General features: G+C 41.4%; 16 protein-coding genes and 2 pseudogenes. 3 read left to right on the top strand and 15 right to left on the bottom strand.

Translation table 11 applies throughout. From position 1 onward, the window contains the following. Window positions 1-33 precede the first annotated feature (33 nt). Entirely contained in the window at window positions 34-1182 is a 1149-nt protein-coding gene (locus ACE3G9_RS13045; protein ID WP_449219360.1) for an iron-containing alcohol dehydrogenase, read from the bottom strand. Window positions 1183-1264: 82 nt separating this feature from the next. Beyond that, on the bottom strand, window positions 1265-2275 hold the full coding sequence (locus tag ACE3G9_RS13040; protein ID WP_449219359.1) for an NADP-dependent oxidoreductase: 1011 nt from the start codon (window positions 2273-2275) through the stop codon (window positions 1265-1267). A gap of 110 nt (window positions 2276-2385) precedes the next feature. Here ACE3G9_RS13040 and ACE3G9_RS13035 point away from each other — a divergent pair, with 110 nt between their 5' ends. Beyond that, window positions 2386-3300 carry a LysR family transcriptional regulator gene (locus ACE3G9_RS13035; protein ID WP_417879274.1) on the top strand — a complete coding sequence of 305 codons (915 nt, stop codon included), beginning with the start codon at window positions 2386-2388 and terminating at the stop codon, window positions 3298-3300. Window positions 3301-3305: 5 nt separating this feature from the next. Here ACE3G9_RS13035 and ACE3G9_RS13030 read toward each other — a convergent pair whose 3' ends face one another. The 4 genes from ACE3G9_RS13030 to bepA are packed head-to-tail and all read right to left on the bottom strand — an operon-like array spanning window position 3306 to window position 6196. Then, entirely contained in the window at window positions 3306-3740 is a 435-nt protein-coding gene (locus tag ACE3G9_RS13030) for a DUF2069 domain-containing protein (protein WP_417879273.1), read from the bottom strand. A 12-nt stretch (window positions 3741-3752) separates the two neighbouring features. Further along, window positions 3753-4370 carry an NAD(P)H:quinone oxidoreductase gene (gene wrbA / locus ACE3G9_RS13025; protein ID WP_417879272.1) on the bottom strand — a complete coding sequence of 206 codons (618 nt, stop codon included), beginning with the start codon at window positions 4368-4370 and terminating at the stop codon, window positions 3753-3755. Next, a complete protein-coding gene (gene arsC / locus ACE3G9_RS13020; protein WP_449219358.1) occupies window positions 4367-4717 on the bottom strand; it encodes an arsenate reductase (glutaredoxin) in 351 nt (116 codons plus the stop codon). Before arsC ends, wrbA begins: the two co-directional genes overlap by 4 nt. 27 nt (window positions 4718-4744) lie before the next feature. Continuing rightward, window positions 4745-6196 (bottom strand): beta-barrel assembly-enhancing protease, encoded by a 1452-nt coding sequence (bepA, locus tag ACE3G9_RS13015; protein ID WP_417879270.1) that lies wholly within the window; start codon window positions 6194-6196, stop codon window positions 4745-4747. Between the two features lie 361 nt (window positions 6197-6557). Between bepA and ACE3G9_RS13010 the strand changes: the two genes are divergently transcribed. Then, entirely contained in the window at window positions 6558-6788 is a 231-nt protein-coding gene (locus ACE3G9_RS13010) for a sulfurtransferase TusA family protein (RefSeq protein ID WP_417879269.1), read from the top strand. Continuing rightward, complete coding sequence (locus ACE3G9_RS13005) at window positions 6789-7868, top strand: AI-2E family transporter (protein WP_417879268.1); 1080 nt, start codon at window positions 6789-6791, stop codon at window positions 7866-7868. It abuts the gene before it with no gap. A 71-nt stretch (window positions 7869-7939) separates the two neighbouring features. On the opposite strand, the pseudogene ACE3G9_RS13000 reads toward ACE3G9_RS13005, so the two are convergent. The 9 genes and pseudogenes from ACE3G9_RS13000 to ACE3G9_RS12960 all read right to left on the bottom strand — a co-directional run. Continuing rightward, window positions 7940-8077, bottom strand: a pseudogene (locus ACE3G9_RS13000) (thioredoxin-dependent thiol peroxidase); the annotation flags it as partial. A gap of 306 nt (window positions 8078-8383) precedes the next feature. Beyond that, window positions 8384-8479 (bottom strand): annotated as a pseudogene (locus tag ACE3G9_RS12995) (LysR family transcriptional regulator); the annotation flags it as partial. A 41-nt stretch (window positions 8480-8520) separates the two neighbouring features. Continuing rightward, on the bottom strand, window positions 8521-11502 hold the full coding sequence (locus ACE3G9_RS12990) for an SIR2 family protein (RefSeq protein WP_190332152.1): 2982 nt from the start codon (window positions 11500-11502) through the stop codon (window positions 8521-8523). Between the two features lie 486 nt (window positions 11503-11988). Continuing rightward, window positions 11989-12642: a hypothetical protein gene (locus tag ACE3G9_RS12985; protein ID WP_449219357.1), complete on the bottom strand. Its 654-nt coding sequence runs from the start codon at window positions 12640-12642 to the stop codon at window positions 11989-11991. A 32-nt stretch (window positions 12643-12674) separates the two neighbouring features. Next, window positions 12675-13703, bottom strand: a complete 1029-nt coding sequence (locus ACE3G9_RS12980) for a tetratricopeptide repeat protein (RefSeq protein ID WP_449219356.1) — start codon at window positions 13701-13703, stop codon at window positions 12675-12677. A 2-nt stretch (window positions 13704-13705) separates the two neighbouring features. Next, the gene (locus ACE3G9_RS12975; RefSeq protein ID WP_449219355.1) at window positions 13706-14092 is read right to left on the bottom strand and encodes a hypothetical protein; all 387 of its coding nucleotides are present in this window, start codon (window positions 14090-14092) and stop codon (window positions 13706-13708) included. A 15-nt stretch (window positions 14093-14107) separates the two neighbouring features. Continuing rightward, window positions 14108-16984: a LysM peptidoglycan-binding domain-containing protein gene (locus ACE3G9_RS12970; RefSeq protein ID WP_449219354.1), complete on the bottom strand. Its 2877-nt coding sequence runs from the start codon at window positions 16982-16984 to the stop codon at window positions 14108-14110. Then, on the bottom strand, window positions 16977-17807 hold the full coding sequence (locus tag ACE3G9_RS12965) for a DUF4123 domain-containing protein (RefSeq protein ID WP_449219353.1): 831 nt from the start codon (window positions 17805-17807) through the stop codon (window positions 16977-16979). The genes ACE3G9_RS12970 and ACE3G9_RS12965 overlap by 8 nt, the downstream gene beginning before the upstream one ends. Further along, a partial coding sequence (locus ACE3G9_RS12960) for a type VI secretion system Vgr family protein (RefSeq protein ID WP_449219352.1) occupies window positions 17789-19407 on the bottom strand: 1619 nt, incomplete at its 5' end. The genes ACE3G9_RS12965 and ACE3G9_RS12960, both read right to left, overlap by 19 nt.

Below are 19407 nucleotides of genomic sequence, written 5' to 3'. Positions count from 1 at the left end.
ATTCGTTCAGTGATTAATTGAGATCGCTATAACTTAAAGCGCGCTTTCTAGCACTTTACGTGAACGGGCAATATCAATTGAACCGTGCTCACCGAGTTTTGTCATGCCATGCGCTTCTAAGCTGGTGATAGCAGTATCAACGTCTGCTTGTGCAAGGTCGATTTCACCAAGTGAAACAGGAGTCTTCATTTGGCTGAAGAATTGCTTGGTTTTCTCAATCGCCGCATCAATACGAGCATCATCCGAACCTTCAGTGATATTCCAGATACGCTCTGCATATTGTAGTAACTTGGCTTTTTTCTCTTCACGACATACATCCATTACAGCAGGAAGTACGATGGTTAAGCTACGGCCATGGTCTACACCGAAGTTACCGGTTAGTTCGTGACCAATCATGTGCGTTGCCCAATCTTGAGGTACGCCAACACCGATTAAGCCGCTTAGTGCTTGAGTAGCCGCCCACATAACGTTAGTACGAGCTTCGATATCTTGTAGGTTATCGATTAATTTTGGACCTTCTTCGATTAAAGTCAGTAAAATACCTTCTGCGAAACGGTCTTGGATTTTCGCATTAACAGGGTACGTTAAGTATTGCTCCATTACGTGAACAAAGGCATCAACCACACCGTTAGAGGTTTGACGCTCAGACAGGCTTAATGTGGTTTGTGGATCCAATACTGCAAACTGAGGACGTACTAGTGGATTCATAAACGCTAATTTTTCTTTGCCACGAGTCACTACTGCACCGATGTTGGTTTCAGAACCGGTTGCAGGTAGGGTTAAGATACAACCTAAAGGTAGCGCACTGTTTACTTCAGCACCTTTGGCTAAAATATCCCAAGTGTCACCTTCAAAACCCACTGCCGCAGAGATGAACTTAGTACCATCAACCACTGAACCACCGCCAACAGCTAATAGGTAGTCAAAGCCTTCGGCACGGATTTTTTCAACTGCTTTCATTAAAGTGTCGAATTGTGGGTTTGGCTCGATACCAGAGAATTCATCCCAAGTATGATCTTTAAGCGCAGCAACTACTTGGTCATACACACCGTTGCTTTTGATTGAACCGCCACCGTATGTCACCAGAATTTTTTTGTCTTTAGGAATGCTATTGGTGATTGCTGAAATTTGATCTTGGCCAAAATGAATTTGAGTCGTATTTTGATAGCTAAAATTGTTCATTTGTTGCTCCAGAGTAAATCGTCGCTTTTGCGTGAAAGCGACGTTATTGAATTTAGATTGTGTTTAGAATGATGATTTCTTATTACAGTTTAATGAGCATCTTACCGATGTTCTCACCTTTAAATAATCCAAGGAAAGCATCCGGGGTGGCTTCGATACCTTCACGAGTCGTCTCTTTCCAGCTGATTTTTCCTTGCTCAACCCATTGAGTTAATTGTGCAACGTAGCTTGGATAATGTTCCCAGTGATCAGAAACGATGAAGCCTTGAATGCGTAGGCTCTTCTTGACGATGTTAGCCAGATTATTTGGGCCGGCTTTAGCATCTTCTAGGTTATACAAATCAATCATGCCGCAAACACTCATACGACCATAACGATTTAATAAATTTAATGCGGCTTCTAAGTGATCACCACCAACATTCTCGTAGCATACATCAACACCTTGTGGGCAATGCTCTGCGAGTGCGGCTTCAAGCTCAGCGGCATTGTTATAATCTTTGTAATTGATGACGCCATCGACACCAAGTGATTTTAACCATTCCACTTTTTCATCACTGCCAGCACTACCAATAACCCGGCAGCCTTTTAATTTAGCAAATTGACAGACTAGGCTACCGACCGCACCTGAAGCGGCAGAAACTAATACGGTTTCGCCTTCTTTCAATTCGCCAATAATATTTAAACCAACCCAAGCGGTTAAGCCAGGCATCCCCGCAACCCCAAGGAAGCTTTGCTCAGGTAGTGTAGTCTGTGGCAGTGTTTGTACCATGTCACCGGTTGAGACTGCGTATTCGCGCCAACCAAGCATGCTGTTAACTTTGTCACCTACTTGAAAGTCTGGGTGCTTTGATTCAATCACTTCACCAATCGCAGAGCCTTGCATTAATTCACCAAGTTGAAATGGCGGTACATAACTTTCGGCATCGGTCATTCTGCCACGCATATAAGGATCAACGGATAACCAAAGGTTTTTGATGATGAATTGGCCTTCAGCGATATCAGTAATCGTTTCGATTTGTAACTCAAAACATTCTTGAGTTGGCATGCCAGCTGGACGTTGTTTTAAAGCATAACCTTTACTTTCAATATGCATTGGAACCTCTATCGTGGAGTTGATTGAAAATTTATGCTGTTAGAATAGCGAGAAAGGTAATATATTCCTAATGCATAAAGATAATTACCAAAATGAGCTAAAGTCATATCATGAATAAGCTAAATCAAGTCGATTTAAATTTATTGGTCGCATTACAAGCTTTGATTCGCACCAAAAGTGTTACTAAAGCCGCTTTGCAACTTAATATCACGCAATCGGCAATGAGCCGTACTTTGCAGCGTTTGCGTCATCAATTTGGTGATCCGTTATTTGTGAGAACCAAAGGAGGCTTATTGCCTACCGAGCGTACGATTGAAATGTCAACGTCATTGGATTGTTTATTGCAGCACGCAGAGACTTTGCTCAATCCTGCGGATTTTGAACCCAAGCAAGCCAATACTCATTTCACTTTAATGATGAGTGATTTTTTCGCGCAAGTATTCATGCCACCCGTTTATAAAACGTTATTTGAGCAAGCACCGGGAGTGTCATTAACGTGTTTGAACCGTCAGCCAGATATGATGGAAAAGTTATCGCTTGGTGAGGCTGATTTAAGTTTTAGTAGTGATGTGCAAAAACCGCAAGCTGATATTTATGCGCAGGCTCTTGGCCCAGATCGTTTAGTGACCATGATGAGAAAAGGTCACCCTTTAGCTAATCAGCCTTTAACCCTAGATGCTTATTGTAATAGTACTCATGCTTTGATCACTATGGGGGGCGATCGGGCCGGGGCGATTGATTTGGCGTTAGCAAAAATTGGTCGTAAGCGTAACGTAGTATTGCGAATGCCACACTTTACCGCTGCGCCTTACGCTATTGAGCAAAGTGATTTATTGCTGACCTTGCCAGGATGTTTGGCGAGAAAAATGGCAGAGCACTTAGAAGTGGTGGTAATGGATGCACCGGTAGATACGTCGACATATCAATATCATATGGTCTGGCATGCAAGGCAACATAATAACCTTGCACACCGTTGGCTTAGAACCGAAGTTCAGAAAGTTTTATCGCAAGCGTTTTCTGAATAATTATACTATTTGTTTGAACCTTCATATTTGGCTTTTTCTTGCTTTTCTACTTCTGAAAGGCGCGTTAGCTTTAAGCCGAGCGCTTTACCTTTGTGGCGAGCATAAAGAATATTAGCCACAAAATTAATGCTAGTTAAAAGCAGTTCAATAGCTGCAAGTATGCGCTCCCCATTATCGATATATAAAATGGTTAATGAGTGCAAAAAGTAGAACATTAAAATGAAGTTCGCCCAAGCGTGGGTATAGGGCTTACCTTTAATGATACCGATAAAAGGCAGCAGTAACGGAATACACCAACCTACGGTGACGGCGGTTGAGTTAAGATCGGGATGAGGGGAAATAAAACCATGCCATGCGAGTACCCACAGCAGTAGTGCAAAGTAGCTGAATAGAGCTAAATAGCGGTCCAAAAGTGGCGATGTCGCCGATGATTGTGTCATACAGTCCGTTTCTTATGTTGATGAAGCATGCAGAGATGATAAGGCTAAAGCCGCTTTTGCTAAACGTTGGCCTTGTGCAAATGCTAACTCAGTCACTTGTTTATCGAGTCCGCTATGACCTTGCTTTGATATAGAGCTTGCTCCATAGGGCGTTCCGCCTTTAAAGCTAGTGTGTAAACTTGGTTCTGAATAAGGGAGTCCCATCACCATCATACCGTGATGTAATAGCGGTAACATCATTGATTGTTGAGTGGTTTCTTGCCCACCATGAGGGGAAGATGATGAGGTAAATACACAAGCAGGCTTATCAATTAAATCACCAGCGATCCATAAAGAAGTGGTTTGATCCCAAAAGTGTTTCATTGCAGCACTCATATTGCCAAACCAAACGGGGCTACCAATCGCCAGTCCATCACATTGCTTTAACTCTGGTAATTTGATCACCGGGTCGGTAGCAGGATAGTCGTCATTGGAATCAATATCCGCAACAGTACGCAATGAAGCTTGGCAGTTTTCTACCGATTCTACCCCTCGAGCAATATGGCGAGCTAATTGCTGTGTCGTACCATGTCGGCTATGGTACAACACAACAATAGTCACGGAGCTGCGCTTTAGCTGTGGATCAATCATAGAATCTCAAGCACTTGCTCTGGTGGGCGGCCATGGCGAGCTTGGTCATTGGCAACTACGATAGGACGTTCAATCAGTTTTGGATTTTCAGCCATAGCGTTAAATAGATCATCATCACTCAAAGTCTCATCGGCTAAGTTTAGTGATTTATAAATATCTTCTTTGGTGCGCATCATATCGCGAACTTTGGTTAAGCCTAGTTGCTTAAACAAGGTTTTTAGCGTGGCAATATCCGGTGTGTCATCAAGATACTTTACGACTTGTGGTTCAATACCTTGGCTAGTTAATAGCTCTAATGTTTGACGGCTTTTTGAGCAGCGTGGGTTGTGATAAATAACAACTGACATGACATATCCTTATAAAATTTTAATGAGTTATTGTAGAGCAGCAAAACGTTGCTGTTCGATACGCAATTGGTCAATCCGCGCATCATATCTTGCTTGTTGTAGACTGCCTAATTCGGCTAACTGACTTGCTCTAGTGTAGTTACTAATAGCTTTATTCCAATTCGCTCGCAGTGCAAATATTTCGCCTTCTGATGCTAATTGTTCCGGCTCATTGGCGGCTTTACGATTCGCATTCGCTAATAGTGACCATCCCACCGTTTCATCTGGATGGGAGTGCGTATACTTTTGTAAAATGTTTATCGCTTCTTTATTTCGATTGGCTTCGATAAGAACATTGGCGTAGTTAATGGTTAACACTTGATTGCCCGGTTTTCTTTCGAGTCCTTTTTTAAGCAAAGTGATCGCGCTGTCATACTGCTTTTTATGTATATATAAGTCAGACACAGCATCAAGATAAAAGTTATTGTACGGATCGCTGGCCAGCAATCGGGTTAAGATGGTTTCTGCTTGTGATATTTTACCGCTATCCATATAAACCAAGGCTTGGCCGTACTCTAAAGTTGGTTTTATCATTGGGTTGGCTTTTTGCAGTCTACGCTCAAACCAATCTAATGATTGAGCAGAATCGATGCTAGCATATCGAGCGATCACTCGCGCTTTGGCAAGATGGAAATTAACAGAGATAGGTGGATTAACTCTAGGGTAACGGCCTGCTCTATCTCGTGCTTCTGATAAACGTGCTTTAGGTAAGGGGTGGCTCAGCAACATTGGAGGCGGGGTACTTGCATAGCGATATTGATCAGCTAATTGGCCAAAGAATTGAGGCATGCCTTCAGGATCAAAACCGGCTCTGGCTAATGTGGCAATACCAAATCGGTCTGCTTCTTGTTCATTAGAGCGCGTGTAGTTAATACTGGCTTGCATTGAGCTGGCGGTAGTGGCGTTAACCGCAGCAATACCTGCTTCTGGTGAGGCGATGGCAAGTAATAATGAACCGACTAAAGCGGCGATTGTTAATGGCGTACGGCGTGCTTGATCTTCCATATGTCGAGCAAGGTGTCGTTGAGTGATATGCGATATTTCGTGCGCAAAAACTGAAGCAAGTTGGCTTTCATTGTTGGCGTGAAGAAATAAACCCGTATTAGCAACCACATACCCACCAAAAAATGCAAAGGCGTTTACACTACGATCGCGGATCAAATGGAAGTGAAAAGGGGTTTTGACATCATTCGCATTGGCAACCAGTTGGTGGCCTAACGAGGTGATGTACTCATCCATCACTGGGTCACTAATTATTGGACTCATGCTGCGTAAAATTCGCATGTAAGCATCGCCATACTCTAATTCTTGAGCAATGGTCAATGTGCCTGCCGCAGCGGTACCTATATCCGGTAAGTCTTGCTGTGCATAGGCGATAGGTTGTACGCATAATAAAGCCGAAAGACATAAGCATGCGGTAGTGCGAAAAAATTGGCGCATATCGTTAAGCAACATCCATTATTATTTGACGTTATAAAAACAAAGCCAGTTTATCTGTTATACCTAAGTAAGCTCAAGGTTTAGAGGTGACTTAGGTATATTTGTCAGAGGTATAGACTCAAAACCACTTGCTTGGTTTCTTTTTTATCTAAAGTATCTATACCCAAGTAACTTCAAGATGCAGAATTCAGAGCTCTCATCCAAACCGTTAGGCAAGGAAGATTGGTGAAGGAAGGCACCTTTCAAACCAATCTGACGCGGCATAAAGCTTGTTTTATTCTTGCTGAAACTCGCATCTTGAAGTTACTTGGGTATATACTCGCTCATGATTAATAACTCTATCATAAAGGTTAATGGCTGAATGAAAATAGAGTGTCTTGATTTACGATCTCAGCGCTGCCCAATGGCACTATTGTTAGCCAAACGAAAAAGTGCTGAATTGTTGAACCAGCAATCACTAACCATTTTATCGAATGACATTGCATCGATTAACGATATGATTCGATATTTTAAACAAGCCTCGTATTCAGTAACAGTACAACAACATAATGATGAATGTACTTTGTTAGTAACGAAAAAGGAATCAAATTGAATGTTTGAAATGATAGTTCGTTGGTATAAAAAACGATTTTCTGATCCACATGCTGTGAGCTTAGTGGCGATTTTATTATTTGGTTTTATTACTATTTACTTTTTTGGACATTTAATTGCACCGTTATTGGTCGCTATTGTATTAGCCTACTTGTTGGAGTGGCCAGTTATTCGCTTATCTAAAGTGGGTCTTCCTCGGCTTGCTAGTGTTTTAATTGTTGTGAGTGCTTTTATTGGCTTGATGCTGCTAGCTTTCTTTGGCCTGGTGCCGACTATTTGGCGACAAATTGCTAACTTACTTAATGATATGCCGGGCATGTATACTACCTTCCAAACTTATATTACGAGTTTGCCACATCGTTATCCGGACATAGCGGATGTCCAAGTGATCGAAATGATCATGCATAACGCTCAAAATAAGATCTTGGGGATGGGTGATACTATCTTACGTGGCTCAATGTCTTCTTTACTTAGTTTGGCGACCTTAGGGGTGTATTTGGTTTTAGTACCATTGTTGGTTTTCTTTTTATTAAAAGATAAATCTCAATTATTGACATCTTTAAGCCGAGTGATGCCACAAAATCGTCGTTTAGCCACCAAAGTTTGGGATGAAATGCATAGCCAGATTTCTAACTATATTCGTGGCAAAGTGGTCGAAATTGTGATTATTGGCGTGGCAACTTACATTGTATTCTTAGCGTTTGGGCTTCGTTATCCTGTGTTATTGGCGGTAGCGGTCGGTTTTTCTGTATTGATTCCATATATTGGTGCTGCTGCTGTTACCGTTCCTGTGGTGTTGGTTGCGTTGTTCCAGTGGGGACTCGTTCCTCAGTTTTATTGGTTGATTATTGCGTACGGTATCATTCAAATGCTCGATGGTAATATTCTGGTACCGGTATTATTTTCGGAAGCGGTTAACTTACACCCAGTTGCAATCATAGTCGCGGTATTGGTATTTGGAGGATTCTGGGGATTCTGGGGGGTGTTCTTTGCCATTCCATTAGCCACATTAGTCAAAGCAGTTTGGAATGCTTTGCCAAGTAATGAAGCAAACAATGAACCTCCGGCTGAGTCACTATAACGTGATATAACAACGCCCAGATACCATCGAATATCTGGGCGTTTTAGTTTGTTCACTACTTATACGAACAATTAAGCATTGTCATTTAGGTAGTTAAGTACTACCTCATGGTGATCTTTGGTCTTAAATTTATTGAAGACATGTTCAATCGTTCCGTTTTCATCAATTAAGAAACTGATACGGTGTAAGCCATCATATATTTTGCCCATAACGTCATACCCTTGGAAATTTTATGAGACAAAATTTTTGACATTCATTAACAAATTGTATCTTTAACAGTGAGTTAGGTTAATAATTTTTCTTTTTGAACCTCAATTATAGCAACTGTCATAATTTTTTGTAAATCGGGCTGATTTTGACGCTTTTCCAAGCGCAAACTTGTCATAAAAACTAAGGCGTTGCTATAAGTTGAAGTTGATAGTCATTACGATGGGATCGCTTGGTGATCACATATATACTTGTCACCCAACTCACCTCTGGACAAAAATGCGTTACGCGAGCGATACCGAAGCAACCTATGTGAGGTATTTTTCCTCTAACAGAGAAACAACCCACTTTTGTAGCAGATCATCGCTATGCCATACGGCGATAACATCAAACGACGCGGGTGACGTTCTTCTTTAGTCATTTCTGTCAGTAATGGTATAACTTTTTATGGTTGAAATTCCAGAAGCCTTGGTTGCGGGATTTCTTTGATTTTAGTTCTGTACTTCATTTCATTTTCATTGTCAGAATTTAAACGCCACACAATTGTACCTTTAAAAAATATCAAAAAGATCACATCGTGCATTTGCCTGTGTTCAGCTATTTCCCAGAGCAACTGGTGACATTGATTGAAAAGTGAGTCAAACTTTTGCCTGAATAGGTAATCGTAGATATTTAGAAGTTCATTTATATCGTTATCTTTAATGCGTTCAAAAAGTCCCATTTCAATATATGCTTGATGTTTATATATCTTAGCGCGACAAATGTTATATTCACTTTGATCTGATTGTATTGCTTTATTGAGATTATTAATCTTCTCACTATGTGTACGTTCTCGATTAATGGTGAACAAGATGTTATTTGCCGTTGTAAAGTGACCAAGCTTTCTTGCTTTTTTCTCCAATTTAACTAGGGTTTGGAAATGAAGGTCAGATGGTTTACTTTCTGCAAGCAGAGCTTCGGTTATAATGTTCTCAACAGAATGTCTGTGGAAGTCATTTTTTCGTGATTTTGCGAGCTTAATCGCCATATCCCAGTTCGTTTTTTCAAGCAAGTACAATCTTTCCCTATAGATCATATCCTGTGTCTGTTTATCCGACTCTGGGCATAACTCTTCACATAAATCTAAGTACTCCTTTGCTTCATCGTAGTTGGCTTTCATTCTATACGCGCTGGACATTAGACCATAATATCGATGCAATTGGTCACTATCGACTTCTTTAATCACACCTAATAAACTGTCTACAGCTGTAATTGTTTCCGTGAAGCGAGATGTACTTTCAAGTAAATACACATACGCTCCGCTTAGAGTGCATAGCTTATTCATTCTTCTTAATAACAGCTCTGTTGATTCTCCCGTCTCTTCAGCATGACGAATATTGTCTCGACACTCTTCGAACGCGTTGCGAAGCAGGGTACAGGTATTATCTTCTTCAGTATTGTACCCAGACTGTGAGATTTTTCGATTGATAGAGCTGAGCTTTACACCCCTTTTCGTTCGGATGAGAGTAACATTCAAGTACTCATTGGATATTTGCAATATCTCTGAACGGGTCATTTTACTCAGCATGTAGTCTTTGATTATAGGGTTAATTTTGACTAGCTTAGAGTCCAGATCTAATTGCACTGTTGTGGCAAGTTCTAGTCTAATGAGTTCCATTGTATGCCTAGCATGTAGACCTGTTCCCATTTCAGCCTTACGAATATTGGTCAATGTTTCTCCATTCTTGAGAATGGCAAGAATTTTCAGATACCTTAACACTGGCTCCTTTGAGGGTTCATCGAATAATAAGTTGATCTGATTCATCGTGGTTTTAGGAATGTGTTCTGAGTGAAACGCATCATTGAACATCTCGGCATCTGAAAGAACTTCTTCAACAGAGCTAACATTTAAGTAGTCCATTATTAGTTCCAGCTTCTCTACCACACCTTCCGAGTATTCGTATATCTGAGATATTTGTGCATGTGTAAAGCTATGCTTGTCAAATCGATTGTCTAAAATAAGCTGAGTGTCGTTTCTATCCAGTTTTTTTAGTTCGACTTTCAACTTGTCAAATTGTTTAATGTCAACACTTGACATGTAGATGAAAAATACATTCTTGCGTATAAGGTTTAGGCTCTTCGGAAGGTTAGATAAATACATCAAAGCTTCCGCATCCATGTCACCACGAATCTTATCGAAAATAATGAAATGGACATCATCTTCACGTAAGTTAAGTAAGTAAGAAAGCTGCGACAAAGGCTGCCCCGAATCCATAAGGACTTGATGGTCAATTTGTGCTTGAGAAATAACCTCTGAGCAGTTCACTCTCACGCAGTGAGTGTCTTTACTTGATACCGCGTTCGTTAGCGAATAGATGAAGTCATATGCACCGAAACCTAATGGTGACCTTACAAACAATGAGTTGTGCTTTGTCAACTTTTGTATTGCTTTACTTCTAGTTCGCCCACGGGTTTGACTGTTGTAATGCCGATCTGGAATGTTGTAGTAGTTAATGGTTTCTAAACGTTTTTGTTCGATGTCTCGTTGCTCAATTTGTCTCTTTTTTATTGCACTTACCTGTGCCAGTGTTGCGAACACCTTATTGCAATCGATCCCTTTATATAATTGTATTCGACCACGACTCATGCCATCGTTCAGACTATTTAATAACGGGGCTTCTCTTTGCTCTATAACTGCGCTGTTGCCTTCGTAAAAACACCATAAGATATTGTAGCTCAACTGCGGGTTAATAACTGCAGATGCCAAAGAGCGAGTAAAACTATCATCCCATCCGCCATACCCCATAACAACCAGACTTTGATTGCCTATGAGGTTTTGCAATGAAGTTTCAATACGGTCTCTATTTGATTGCAACTGATTCGTCGTGTGCATTGAATCGCCACGCTCCCAACTACCATGCAAATGATAAATATTGATATTGTCGTTTACATCGTTGGGGAGCTGAGTATCTGCCACCACGCTAAAAGAGTTGAACTGAATTTCTTGATTCCTGAACTCCTCTTCAAGTAGCGTATCAAAGTTGGTCGTGATGATGTTGTTTACTACGATGTTGCCGCTTTTGATACTAGCAACGAAGTCTTTGATTGCTTTAGGTACTCGATGTCTTCCGTTCTCGTCGATATTACTTTCTACTACCCGCTTAATGATTTCATTTACCGACTCTTGACCACATAATCCGGCTATTAGGCTAAAAGCTTGTTGGTATCTATCCTGTTCTGAAAAGCTATGTGCTTCTTCGAAATAGTGGTCATAAACTTCTTGCTCAATTGCATATTCGTCAATAAATTCAAGAACGCTTTCAACGTTTGGAATGCCGACTCCATCAGTTATTTGACTTAGTGCAGCACCAAACAAAAAAGTAGATCCCTTGCTATTATTTTTGATTCGTATGTTTAGGATACGTTCATCGTAAAAACTAACTGACATGTATTGCTATTGCTCCCGATATTTTGTTTTGTAGTTATTTATATTTCTTTGGGTGTTAAACAAAGGCATTGACGATTCATTTTATAGCATCTCCTCATATTACAGGCTTACTAAGCAACTCTGTAACTCACTCTATTGAGTCAAGCTATTGCTTAGTGTGATTGCAGCGCCATTCCACTGTTTTAATAATTAGCGGGTAAATTTGATGAAGAGTAAGGATCCCAAAGATGGGCTCATGGTGGGCAATCCTGCTCCCAAATTGATGAATAGCCACCAAATCAGTAGATACGGTTTCATTTGGCAATTAATCAATTAGGCACATATTGATTCATTCTAAGAATTTGGTCAAACATAGAATTATGAAGCTGTAATGAACAGTAACTCTAAATGATAAAGGAGCAGAACCATGTTACAGATTTTCCTAAATGAGCGTTTAGAGGATTAACTGAGGTGTTAACATATTATTTGACCACACACTCCAGAATTTTACTTTTGATTTGCTTTATCGCTTGCTTCCTTTAAGCCTAAAAACCTCTTAATTCTATGATTATCAACCATAAAATTATTATTAGATATGTATTCTGTTCGTTGCTTTTGAATATTGAATACCGCGCAGTTAACTGCTCCACAATATAAAAAAGCAAGATCATCAACCATATTGTGGGTGTAAACCTTTGTATACTCTAGATTTTCTATGCCATTCATAACTTTGATGGCTTTTTGTTTGCCTAACCCTTCATTCATCGCCATCATCAAGATAAATAAAGCAAAAGCGAACAAAATACTAAAACAAAAATTTATCTCTTTTTCCTTACTTGTTGACGATTTATTTTCACCTTTAAAGATATAGGTCATTTTTGTCTCCAAAAATGCCAAAAACTCTTTACCTTCCTTGCTTTCCCTAAAAGCATTTCTTATATCAATCAAAAAAAACCAAATAATACAGGCAGCAAGAAGCATAAATAGATGTATAAAATTTTCCTTAAAACCAGAATATAGAGTCGGATAAAACTCTCGACCTAATACATCTGAATCTAAACCGAGAGTATTGAGGTACCCCCCTGTGTAAGCCATATCAGCGCAATAGATATAAACACCAATTAAAGTAACGACACCAATACTATTTGATGCTCTTAACACTTCCCAAACTCCTAATACTAATTAATAAATTATCAACGCTTAATCACACTATCTTCTTCGCTCAAATACCAAAAATCATCAAAGGCTCGTACGGTATGCGTCTTTAAATATTCTTTTGCTAAACGATCGGATTCTGCTTTTTGCTCATTTGTCATGGTTTCAAGAAGAACACGATTTTTTTCTTTAAAAATTCTGTGTAAATTCTCATTTTTTTCTGAGCCCATAGAGTCAAAATAGACTTGATAATAAGTAGCAGCTAATACTTTATTTTCTTCTAAATGAACCTGCGGATTTTTTCCGCTGTAAATTTCAGCCATACTCAATATCACCAAGGCCGCACCTTGCTCTATTGCATTGTTCCAATACTTTAATGCTTCAACCAAATTATTTTCTTCTACTAGAATTGCACCATATTGGCTAATCGCGGGAATATACCCCTGATCGGCTGAAGCCTTATACAAACGACGGATCTCTTTCTCTCGACTACCGGGGATGAGGAACCAACCATCACCACCATCATGATTATAAGCTAAATAATATTGTGATTCGGCATAACCTGTTCGTGCTGATTTTTCTAGCCATTCTAAATATCCATCTTGATCATCCTGAACTAGATAAGTCGATGCCATTGTTAGCATCGCGTCACCATCCCCATGCTCTATTTTGGGTTTAATGATTGCTCTTAACCGTTCAATCCAAAATTTTTTGTCCGCTTGACTAGAAAGTGATTCAGCGCCTATCAACCCCGATATACCACAAACATTGTTATGCTTAGCAGCCATTAAGGAATAGTTATAACTCTCTTCTGTTTGGATAAATATATTAGTTTGACTCATGATTGAATACACACACATCGCATTCACTACACCATTATCTGCTGCATATTTTAAGTACGCTTTGGCATCTGTAAGCTTATATTGCCACCGTAATAACATGCCTTTGTCGTAGGCTTGTTTCGGGGTCAGCTTGGTGAGTTCATCTTGCGACACCGCCGCCCAACTACTATTAATGAGCAGTACAAACAGTGGTAATAACCATAAGCGATTGACTATTTTTTTCATGTTTAACGCATTCCTACATTAGATAGATGGGAGAGCTGAGCGCGCTGTTTAACCTCAGGTGTAATACGTTGCCTAACATGATAGGTCAAAGCATCAAGTTGATAATAAAATCCTTTCTTATCGTTGATAGGTATCGACGTTTTAACCCCTCGCTTGGCTTCTGGTAGCTCATTGGCAAGACTCCATTCAAGACTACCTACCTGTGCAGTACTTAAAACTGGCTCTCTATCCATAAATGCTTCCAATAGTTGATAGTTGGTTTCAATATCCACCAAACGTACATCAGGATTAGCATCAGCTCGACTTGCGGCATTCACACGACATAGTGCCTCTTCAACTTGTCTGTGAGTTCGTTCACTAGTAGAGCCAAATTGATATTTACTATCCATGTTGTCACCATAAATTCAATCGATTAAACGGCAAATCGCAATTTGTTGAAGAGCGAGGGTTTGATTCTCTTCAATCTTCATACTTATTTGACCACCACGAACCCTAATGGAAGTAGTAAACTCAACTGGCTCACTCAATAAGGTATTCAGCAGTGCACCCAATGCCTCTGGCACTAACATCTGCGTCCATTGTTTTAACGCGGTTTGATTGGTGTTCTTATCAAAGATGCTGTAGGCCATCAAGCCTGCGCGCTTAGCATCGGCATTGGTTAGCCAGTCCATCATGTCATCTAACACATCTTTACCACGCGCCATAAATAACCCCACATTTAAGTGAGTCAAAAGCATCGCTTGGCTCATGCGAGTCAGTTGATTAAAGGTTTCATCATCTTGTGCAATCTGAATACGGTGATAGCTGGTTTGACGCAGCAGGCGCTGAAATTGCAATACCCAAAACCCAACGGCTTCGGGGGCAACGGTGCCTGTCACTCCCAAGGTCACGCCACCTTGGGTGATTTTAATGCCAACCCTCAATCGTTTGTTCACGTATTGAAAGATTATTGGACAGGCTACCTTCCATTGCGCTTTCACCTCTACTTTACCTTCAAACAAGGTCAATACTGAATTCGGCTGAGTATCGGTAAGGTTTAATGCAGCCAAGTAAGATTGTAAGTCGCTTGGAACATGCCAGTCCACCATAGAGCCGACCGTCACCCCAACCGATACCGAAGCGGAAAAATCCAATGCTTCACTGGTCGCCGTATTGGTTGTCTCGTCACGCTTAAATAATGACGTGACCTCCAATCCTTTGTCGGTTAATGCTAACTTGCCCGACAGCCCTATATTGGCCGCTGCAAATCCCCATGCTTTACAATAAAAACGCATCTGAAACGCGCCACATTGAAATTGAACCTGACCGATTTTGTTACCCGCTCGGTCAAAGTAATCCACAGGTACTTTAACCTCTGGCGAGACCTCTTCTGGAAAACGTAAGTAAGGCTGACCAAGCAAGGCTTGCACCAAATTCACCTCACCGCGTGCTAAATCCAATTGCGTTTTTGCATCAACACTGGCAAGTTTTGCGGACGTTTTCGTGCTGCCATCAGCCTTACGCTCATATCCAATCGAAATAGGCACACTGGCTTTGGAGGTCGTCGTATTGGTTAAGCGCACCAATTGCGCTTGCAAGCTGGCGTCATACGGATGAAGCATTTTTTCAACATTAGAGGCAAACAAGATTTGGCTTAGTGTCGTTTGCCATTGGCTTTGATTGGCCTCTAAGGCTGTCACTTTAATTCCATCCGCCTTTAAATCTTCAACACACTTAGGCGCATCAAAAATGCCTTTATCATCAAACCATGTGTCACGAATCGACACTTTCACGCCATAGCATTGCAGCATTGTTGCAAATGCTTCATCCGTGGCTTGGTCTGGTTTAAATAAGCCTTCATCCTGTTGCAAGCTCGTTGAATGAGGAAAGTCATTTAAACTGAAGTAACGCATTGCATTACTGCCCGATTTCGGAGTCGCAAGCACATATTCTCGCAGTGGGAAGTTGCCTTTGGCTAAGCGTTGTAACGGTCGTTTCGTATAATCATCCTGCTCCCACAGCAGCATCATCACTGGCTGCATGTTACTGACATTAACCTCTGCGGTTTCACGCAGATATTTTGCTTGTTCAAGCTGCTTTTTCAACGTCTGTATATCTTGAGTAAACGCCTGACTCGGTGGTGGGGCGTAGAGATTCGAACCGTCTGTATACGACTTGAGCTTGTCGCTTAGCGCTTGCCTTTGTGATTCTGCTTCTTTTAAGTGGGCATAATATTCTTCAAGTAACGTCACACCTGTCGCCACATCTACACCGTTACACAACGCATATTCCGGTGTCGCAATACCCAATAACGATAATTGATAAATCACCTCAAAACATTGTTGCTGATGCTCATCGGCGTCTTGTTTTAACGCTTTTAGATTATCAAGCTTTTGTTGCCATTGAGCCGCTTGATAAGCATTGGGGTAGGCTTGTTCTGACTCTGCCTGCTCTTTACGTATTGCCTGTTCTAGCTGAACGGTTTCCACCATCACATCGCTAATTTGTGTCGTTGTAGCGTGATTCGCCATCAAGCTAAAATAGCGTTCAACTAAGCGGGTGATGTCTTTTTCTCTTGGAGAATACAACAGGCCATTTTCAACACTATATCCTTGCCCTTCAGCAACCTTTAACGCTTGACTTTCAAGTGCATCCATCTCCGATTGATGATGAGACACTTCTGCCGAAAACCCTTGCCCTGAGGTGTTGCCTTTTGCAATCGCATCCGCAGCATGTTGGTCGGCATTTTGTAGCCAATCGTAAGATGCTTCATATTGCGATTTTTCATCCTCTGTCATGAAGCTTTCTAGATTCGCCATGACTAAGCCATCAAATACATTGCTCTTTGATAAACCTTCTCGTACTTGTGCTTTAGAGCCAGACAGTCGACTCATTAAGGTATCTTCTGCGTGTTGAATAAAATCGACACCATCCTCACCGAGCAAATAAAAATGACGACTCCCAACTAAATAGGCGATATCCGTATATTCAAGCGGCGCGGTACTGCTTTCGCATTCATGAAAAGGTAAGGGATTCGTCGGATGCTCGCCTGTAGAAAGAGGGCTTTGCGCGGCAGGGAGTTCAATCACCTCTTTGGTGTCGCCACTCTCAGTACCGGCACTGTCCTCAGCGCTTGATGCGTCATCCTCACCGGGAAGCTGCAAAGTATCCCCCACCATAATTAAATCAGGATTGGCTTGGTATTGTGGGTTGAGTTGTAAGAGTTCATCAACCGTGGTTTGATTGAAGTAGGCAATCGAATATAACGTATCGCCAGATTGGATCACGTAAGGCTTACTCATCACCGCTATCCTTTACTAATAATTTCACTTGCTCAAGTCGCGCTAAGGCAGGTTTATCTTGACGTATAATGGGTAAAATCGTCTCAATATCAATTTCTTGAATGTGTCCTTGCAACCAATCCAACCACATTAATATGGACAATTCACTGGTGACATGATTTTGCTTTAATAAATACACAATACGCGCCGCTTTATTTAGCTCATCATCCGATTGAGATTGCCAATTTCCAAAGCCCCCCAACCAGTATTGATAATATTGTTCATCGATAGATTGGTGTAGCTCAGGCGTAAGTAATATCGCCCTTGCGGGTAACGTTTGATGGCAGGTATAAGATTGCCATTGTTGATGACGAGCAGTGGGAACCCAGACTTCAACACATGAGTTAAAGGACAAGAGTCCGATATCCATCAATGCAATACCTTGCGCCACACTTGGACGATAAAAACTTAATAAGACTTGGTGTGGTTGCTTGTCATTGATAGCAGGCATCGATGCTATTAATAACGGCGTAATACTTTTCTGAAAATTGGATAATGACAGCGTGGAAATATAGACTATCCCAATTTTCTTTTCAGTGACTTGCGCTAACAAGGTTTTGTTTTGGTCATTGATTTCGATGATCCAAGGGCTAGCTTCCATTGCGTTGCTTAACTGGGTTCCCATAAAGAGCTTCACCATATTAACCTGTGGGTCGAGGCTTTGTGCTTGCGCTAATCCCTCTGGCCAACTTAACGCATCAACCAATAAATAGAGATGCTCATCATGGTGAAGACTATCAAGGCGCTGATACAGGTTATTTATCTCTATCGCTTGCACTGACATTGCTCTCCTTTTAAGCACGAGCCATCGGTTTGCTTACCACAAATAGAAACAATAGATGCTTGCGTTAGTGTGCTTATTCCCATTGAGCCACTAGACACTGAAGTTGCGGGAGCTTGCAATACAGCAATACCTTTAGGTAACTGAGGCATTGTGCCTTTGTAGCTTGAAGCTACACCCGGACTGCCGCCTGAGTTGATGTTTACCGTAGGCCCAACAATATGCACACCCGCAGCATCACATTTAACAAAGTTACCTCCGACTTTTAATGTCAGCTCTGCTCCTGCTTCTAAAACAATTTTTCCTTGGCTGATAAGGCTGATTTCTTGGGCTGCATCTATGATGTACGCGCTACCCGTTTTACTTTGTATCGAACCTGTGACCTCTTGAGAGACATTCCCTTTCACATTAGTAGCACTTGTACCTTCTACCGTTAGATTGTGATTGTTTTTAATTTGAGTGAATTGGTCGTTCTCAACCGTTAAATGCTGGTCGTGGTTTACGTCAGTAATGTGGTCATTGAGGGTTTCGGATTTAAAGTCTTTTTGCGCGCGAACATACACTTGCTCTGAGCCAGATTGGTCTTCAAAACTGATTTCATTAAACCCTTCGCCTTGATGGCTTTCGCTGCGCCATACAGTTTTAGTTTTATTATCTGGCAGTGTATAAGGCGGTAGATTTTGTGCGTTAAAGGCGCGACCAGTCACGATTGGCTGGTCTGGGTCGCCGTTTAAAAACGACACGATGACTTCTTGGTCGATACGTGGAACAGCAATCATGCCATATTGACTGCCCGCCCAACCTTGTGAGACTTGAATCCAGCATGAACTATGTTCATCACCGTTGGAATATCTATCCCACGGGAAATGCAGTTTCACCCGACCATATTCATCACAGAAGATTTCTTCACCCTCTGGGCCGACAACGTAAGCGGTCATTGAGCCATCGACTCGTGGGCGAGTTATTTGTGGCATGCGCCAGGTTTTCTCCGCAGGTATTGCTTCAAATTGATTGGCGTAAGTCGTGGGTTTACCGCCTGCGGATTCTTCTAACGCTTGCGGTTGCTCACCTTGATGAGTACTCGCAATGACTAACCATTTTTTATTAAAGCTGTCATCAGAGTGTTCACTTAATTCAAACTTAGCGCCAGTTTGCAGTTGCGGCTCATTACTTTTGCCTCTGGCGGTGTGGGCATGGCGACGCAGGCTATCTAGGCGTAGTTGGTTGAACTCTTTACCGATGGCGTCATCTTTAAAACGCCCCGGCGCGTCAAAGTGCTCATAGGTATCACGTTGGTAGTCTATATCGCTGGCAACGGCTTGTTGGCTAAAGGTGTACTGTGGCTTTTTAAAACTGTTGTCACTGCTGTGCGCTTCACTGACTTCAAACTGAGTAGTCTTACTGAATTCTTTTATATACGGCGTTGAGCTGATACCGCTTGCCATGACGTTATAAGGAACAGGAGAATCTAGCGAGCTAATGACTTGAGAATCATCGGTGAACAGTACACTGTGTTTCCCTTTTGAATGTTCAATGTGATACACCATGCCTTCTTCGGCGGCAAGGCGATTAATGAATTCAAGGTCGGTTTCGCGATATTGCA

The sequence above is a fragment of the Vibrio sp. E150_018 genome, assembly GCF_053544035.1.
This window is presented reverse-complemented; position numbering and strand designations above follow the sequence as displayed.

Coding starts and splice junctions, on each gene's coding strand:
- ACE3G9_RS12965 (WP_449219353.1), bottom strand. CDS start 17,807: ATGTCAGTGCAAGCGATAGAGATAAATAACCTGTATCAGCGCCTTGAT.
- ACE3G9_RS12975 (WP_449219355.1), bottom strand. CDS start 14,092: ATGGATAGTAAATATCAATTTGGCTCTACTAGTGAACGAACTCACAGA.
- ACE3G9_RS13040 (WP_449219359.1), bottom strand. CDS start 2,275: ATGCATATTGAAAGTAAAGGTTATGCTTTAAAACAACGTCCAGCTGGC.
- ACE3G9_RS13030 (WP_417879273.1), bottom strand. CDS start 3,740: ATGACACAATCATCGGCGACATCGCCACTTTTGGACCGCTATTTAGCT.
- ACE3G9_RS12980 (WP_449219356.1), bottom strand. CDS start 13,703: ATGAAAAAAATAGTCAATCGCTTATGGTTATTACCACTGTTTGTACTG.
- ACE3G9_RS13010 (WP_417879269.1), top strand. CDS start 6,558: ATGAAAATAGAGTGTCTTGATTTACGATCTCAGCGCTGCCCAATGGCA.
- ACE3G9_RS13005 (WP_417879268.1), top strand. CDS start 6,789: ATGTTTGAAATGATAGTTCGTTGGTATAAAAAACGATTTTCTGATCCA.
- wrbA (WP_417879272.1), bottom strand. CDS start 4,370: ATGATTGATCCACAGCTAAAGCGCAGCTCCGTGACTATTGTTGTGTTG.
- arsC (WP_449219358.1), bottom strand. CDS start 4,717: ATGTCAGTTGTTATTTATCACAACCCACGCTGCTCAAAAAGCCGTCAA.
- ACE3G9_RS13035 (WP_417879274.1), top strand. CDS start 2,386: ATGAATAAGCTAAATCAAGTCGATTTAAATTTATTGGTCGCATTACAA.
- ACE3G9_RS12990 (WP_190332152.1), bottom strand. CDS start 11,502: ATGTCAGTTAGTTTTTACGATGAACGTATCCTAAACATACGAATCAAA.
- ACE3G9_RS13045 (WP_449219360.1), bottom strand. CDS start 1,182: ATGAACAATTTTAGCTATCAAAATACGACTCAAATTCATTTTGGCCAA.
- ACE3G9_RS12970 (WP_449219354.1), bottom strand. CDS start 16,984: ATGAGTAAGCCTTACGTGATCCAATCTGGCGATACGTTATATTCGATT.
- bepA (WP_417879270.1), bottom strand. CDS start 6,196: ATGCGCCAATTTTTTCGCACTACCGCATGCTTATGTCTTTCGGCTTTA.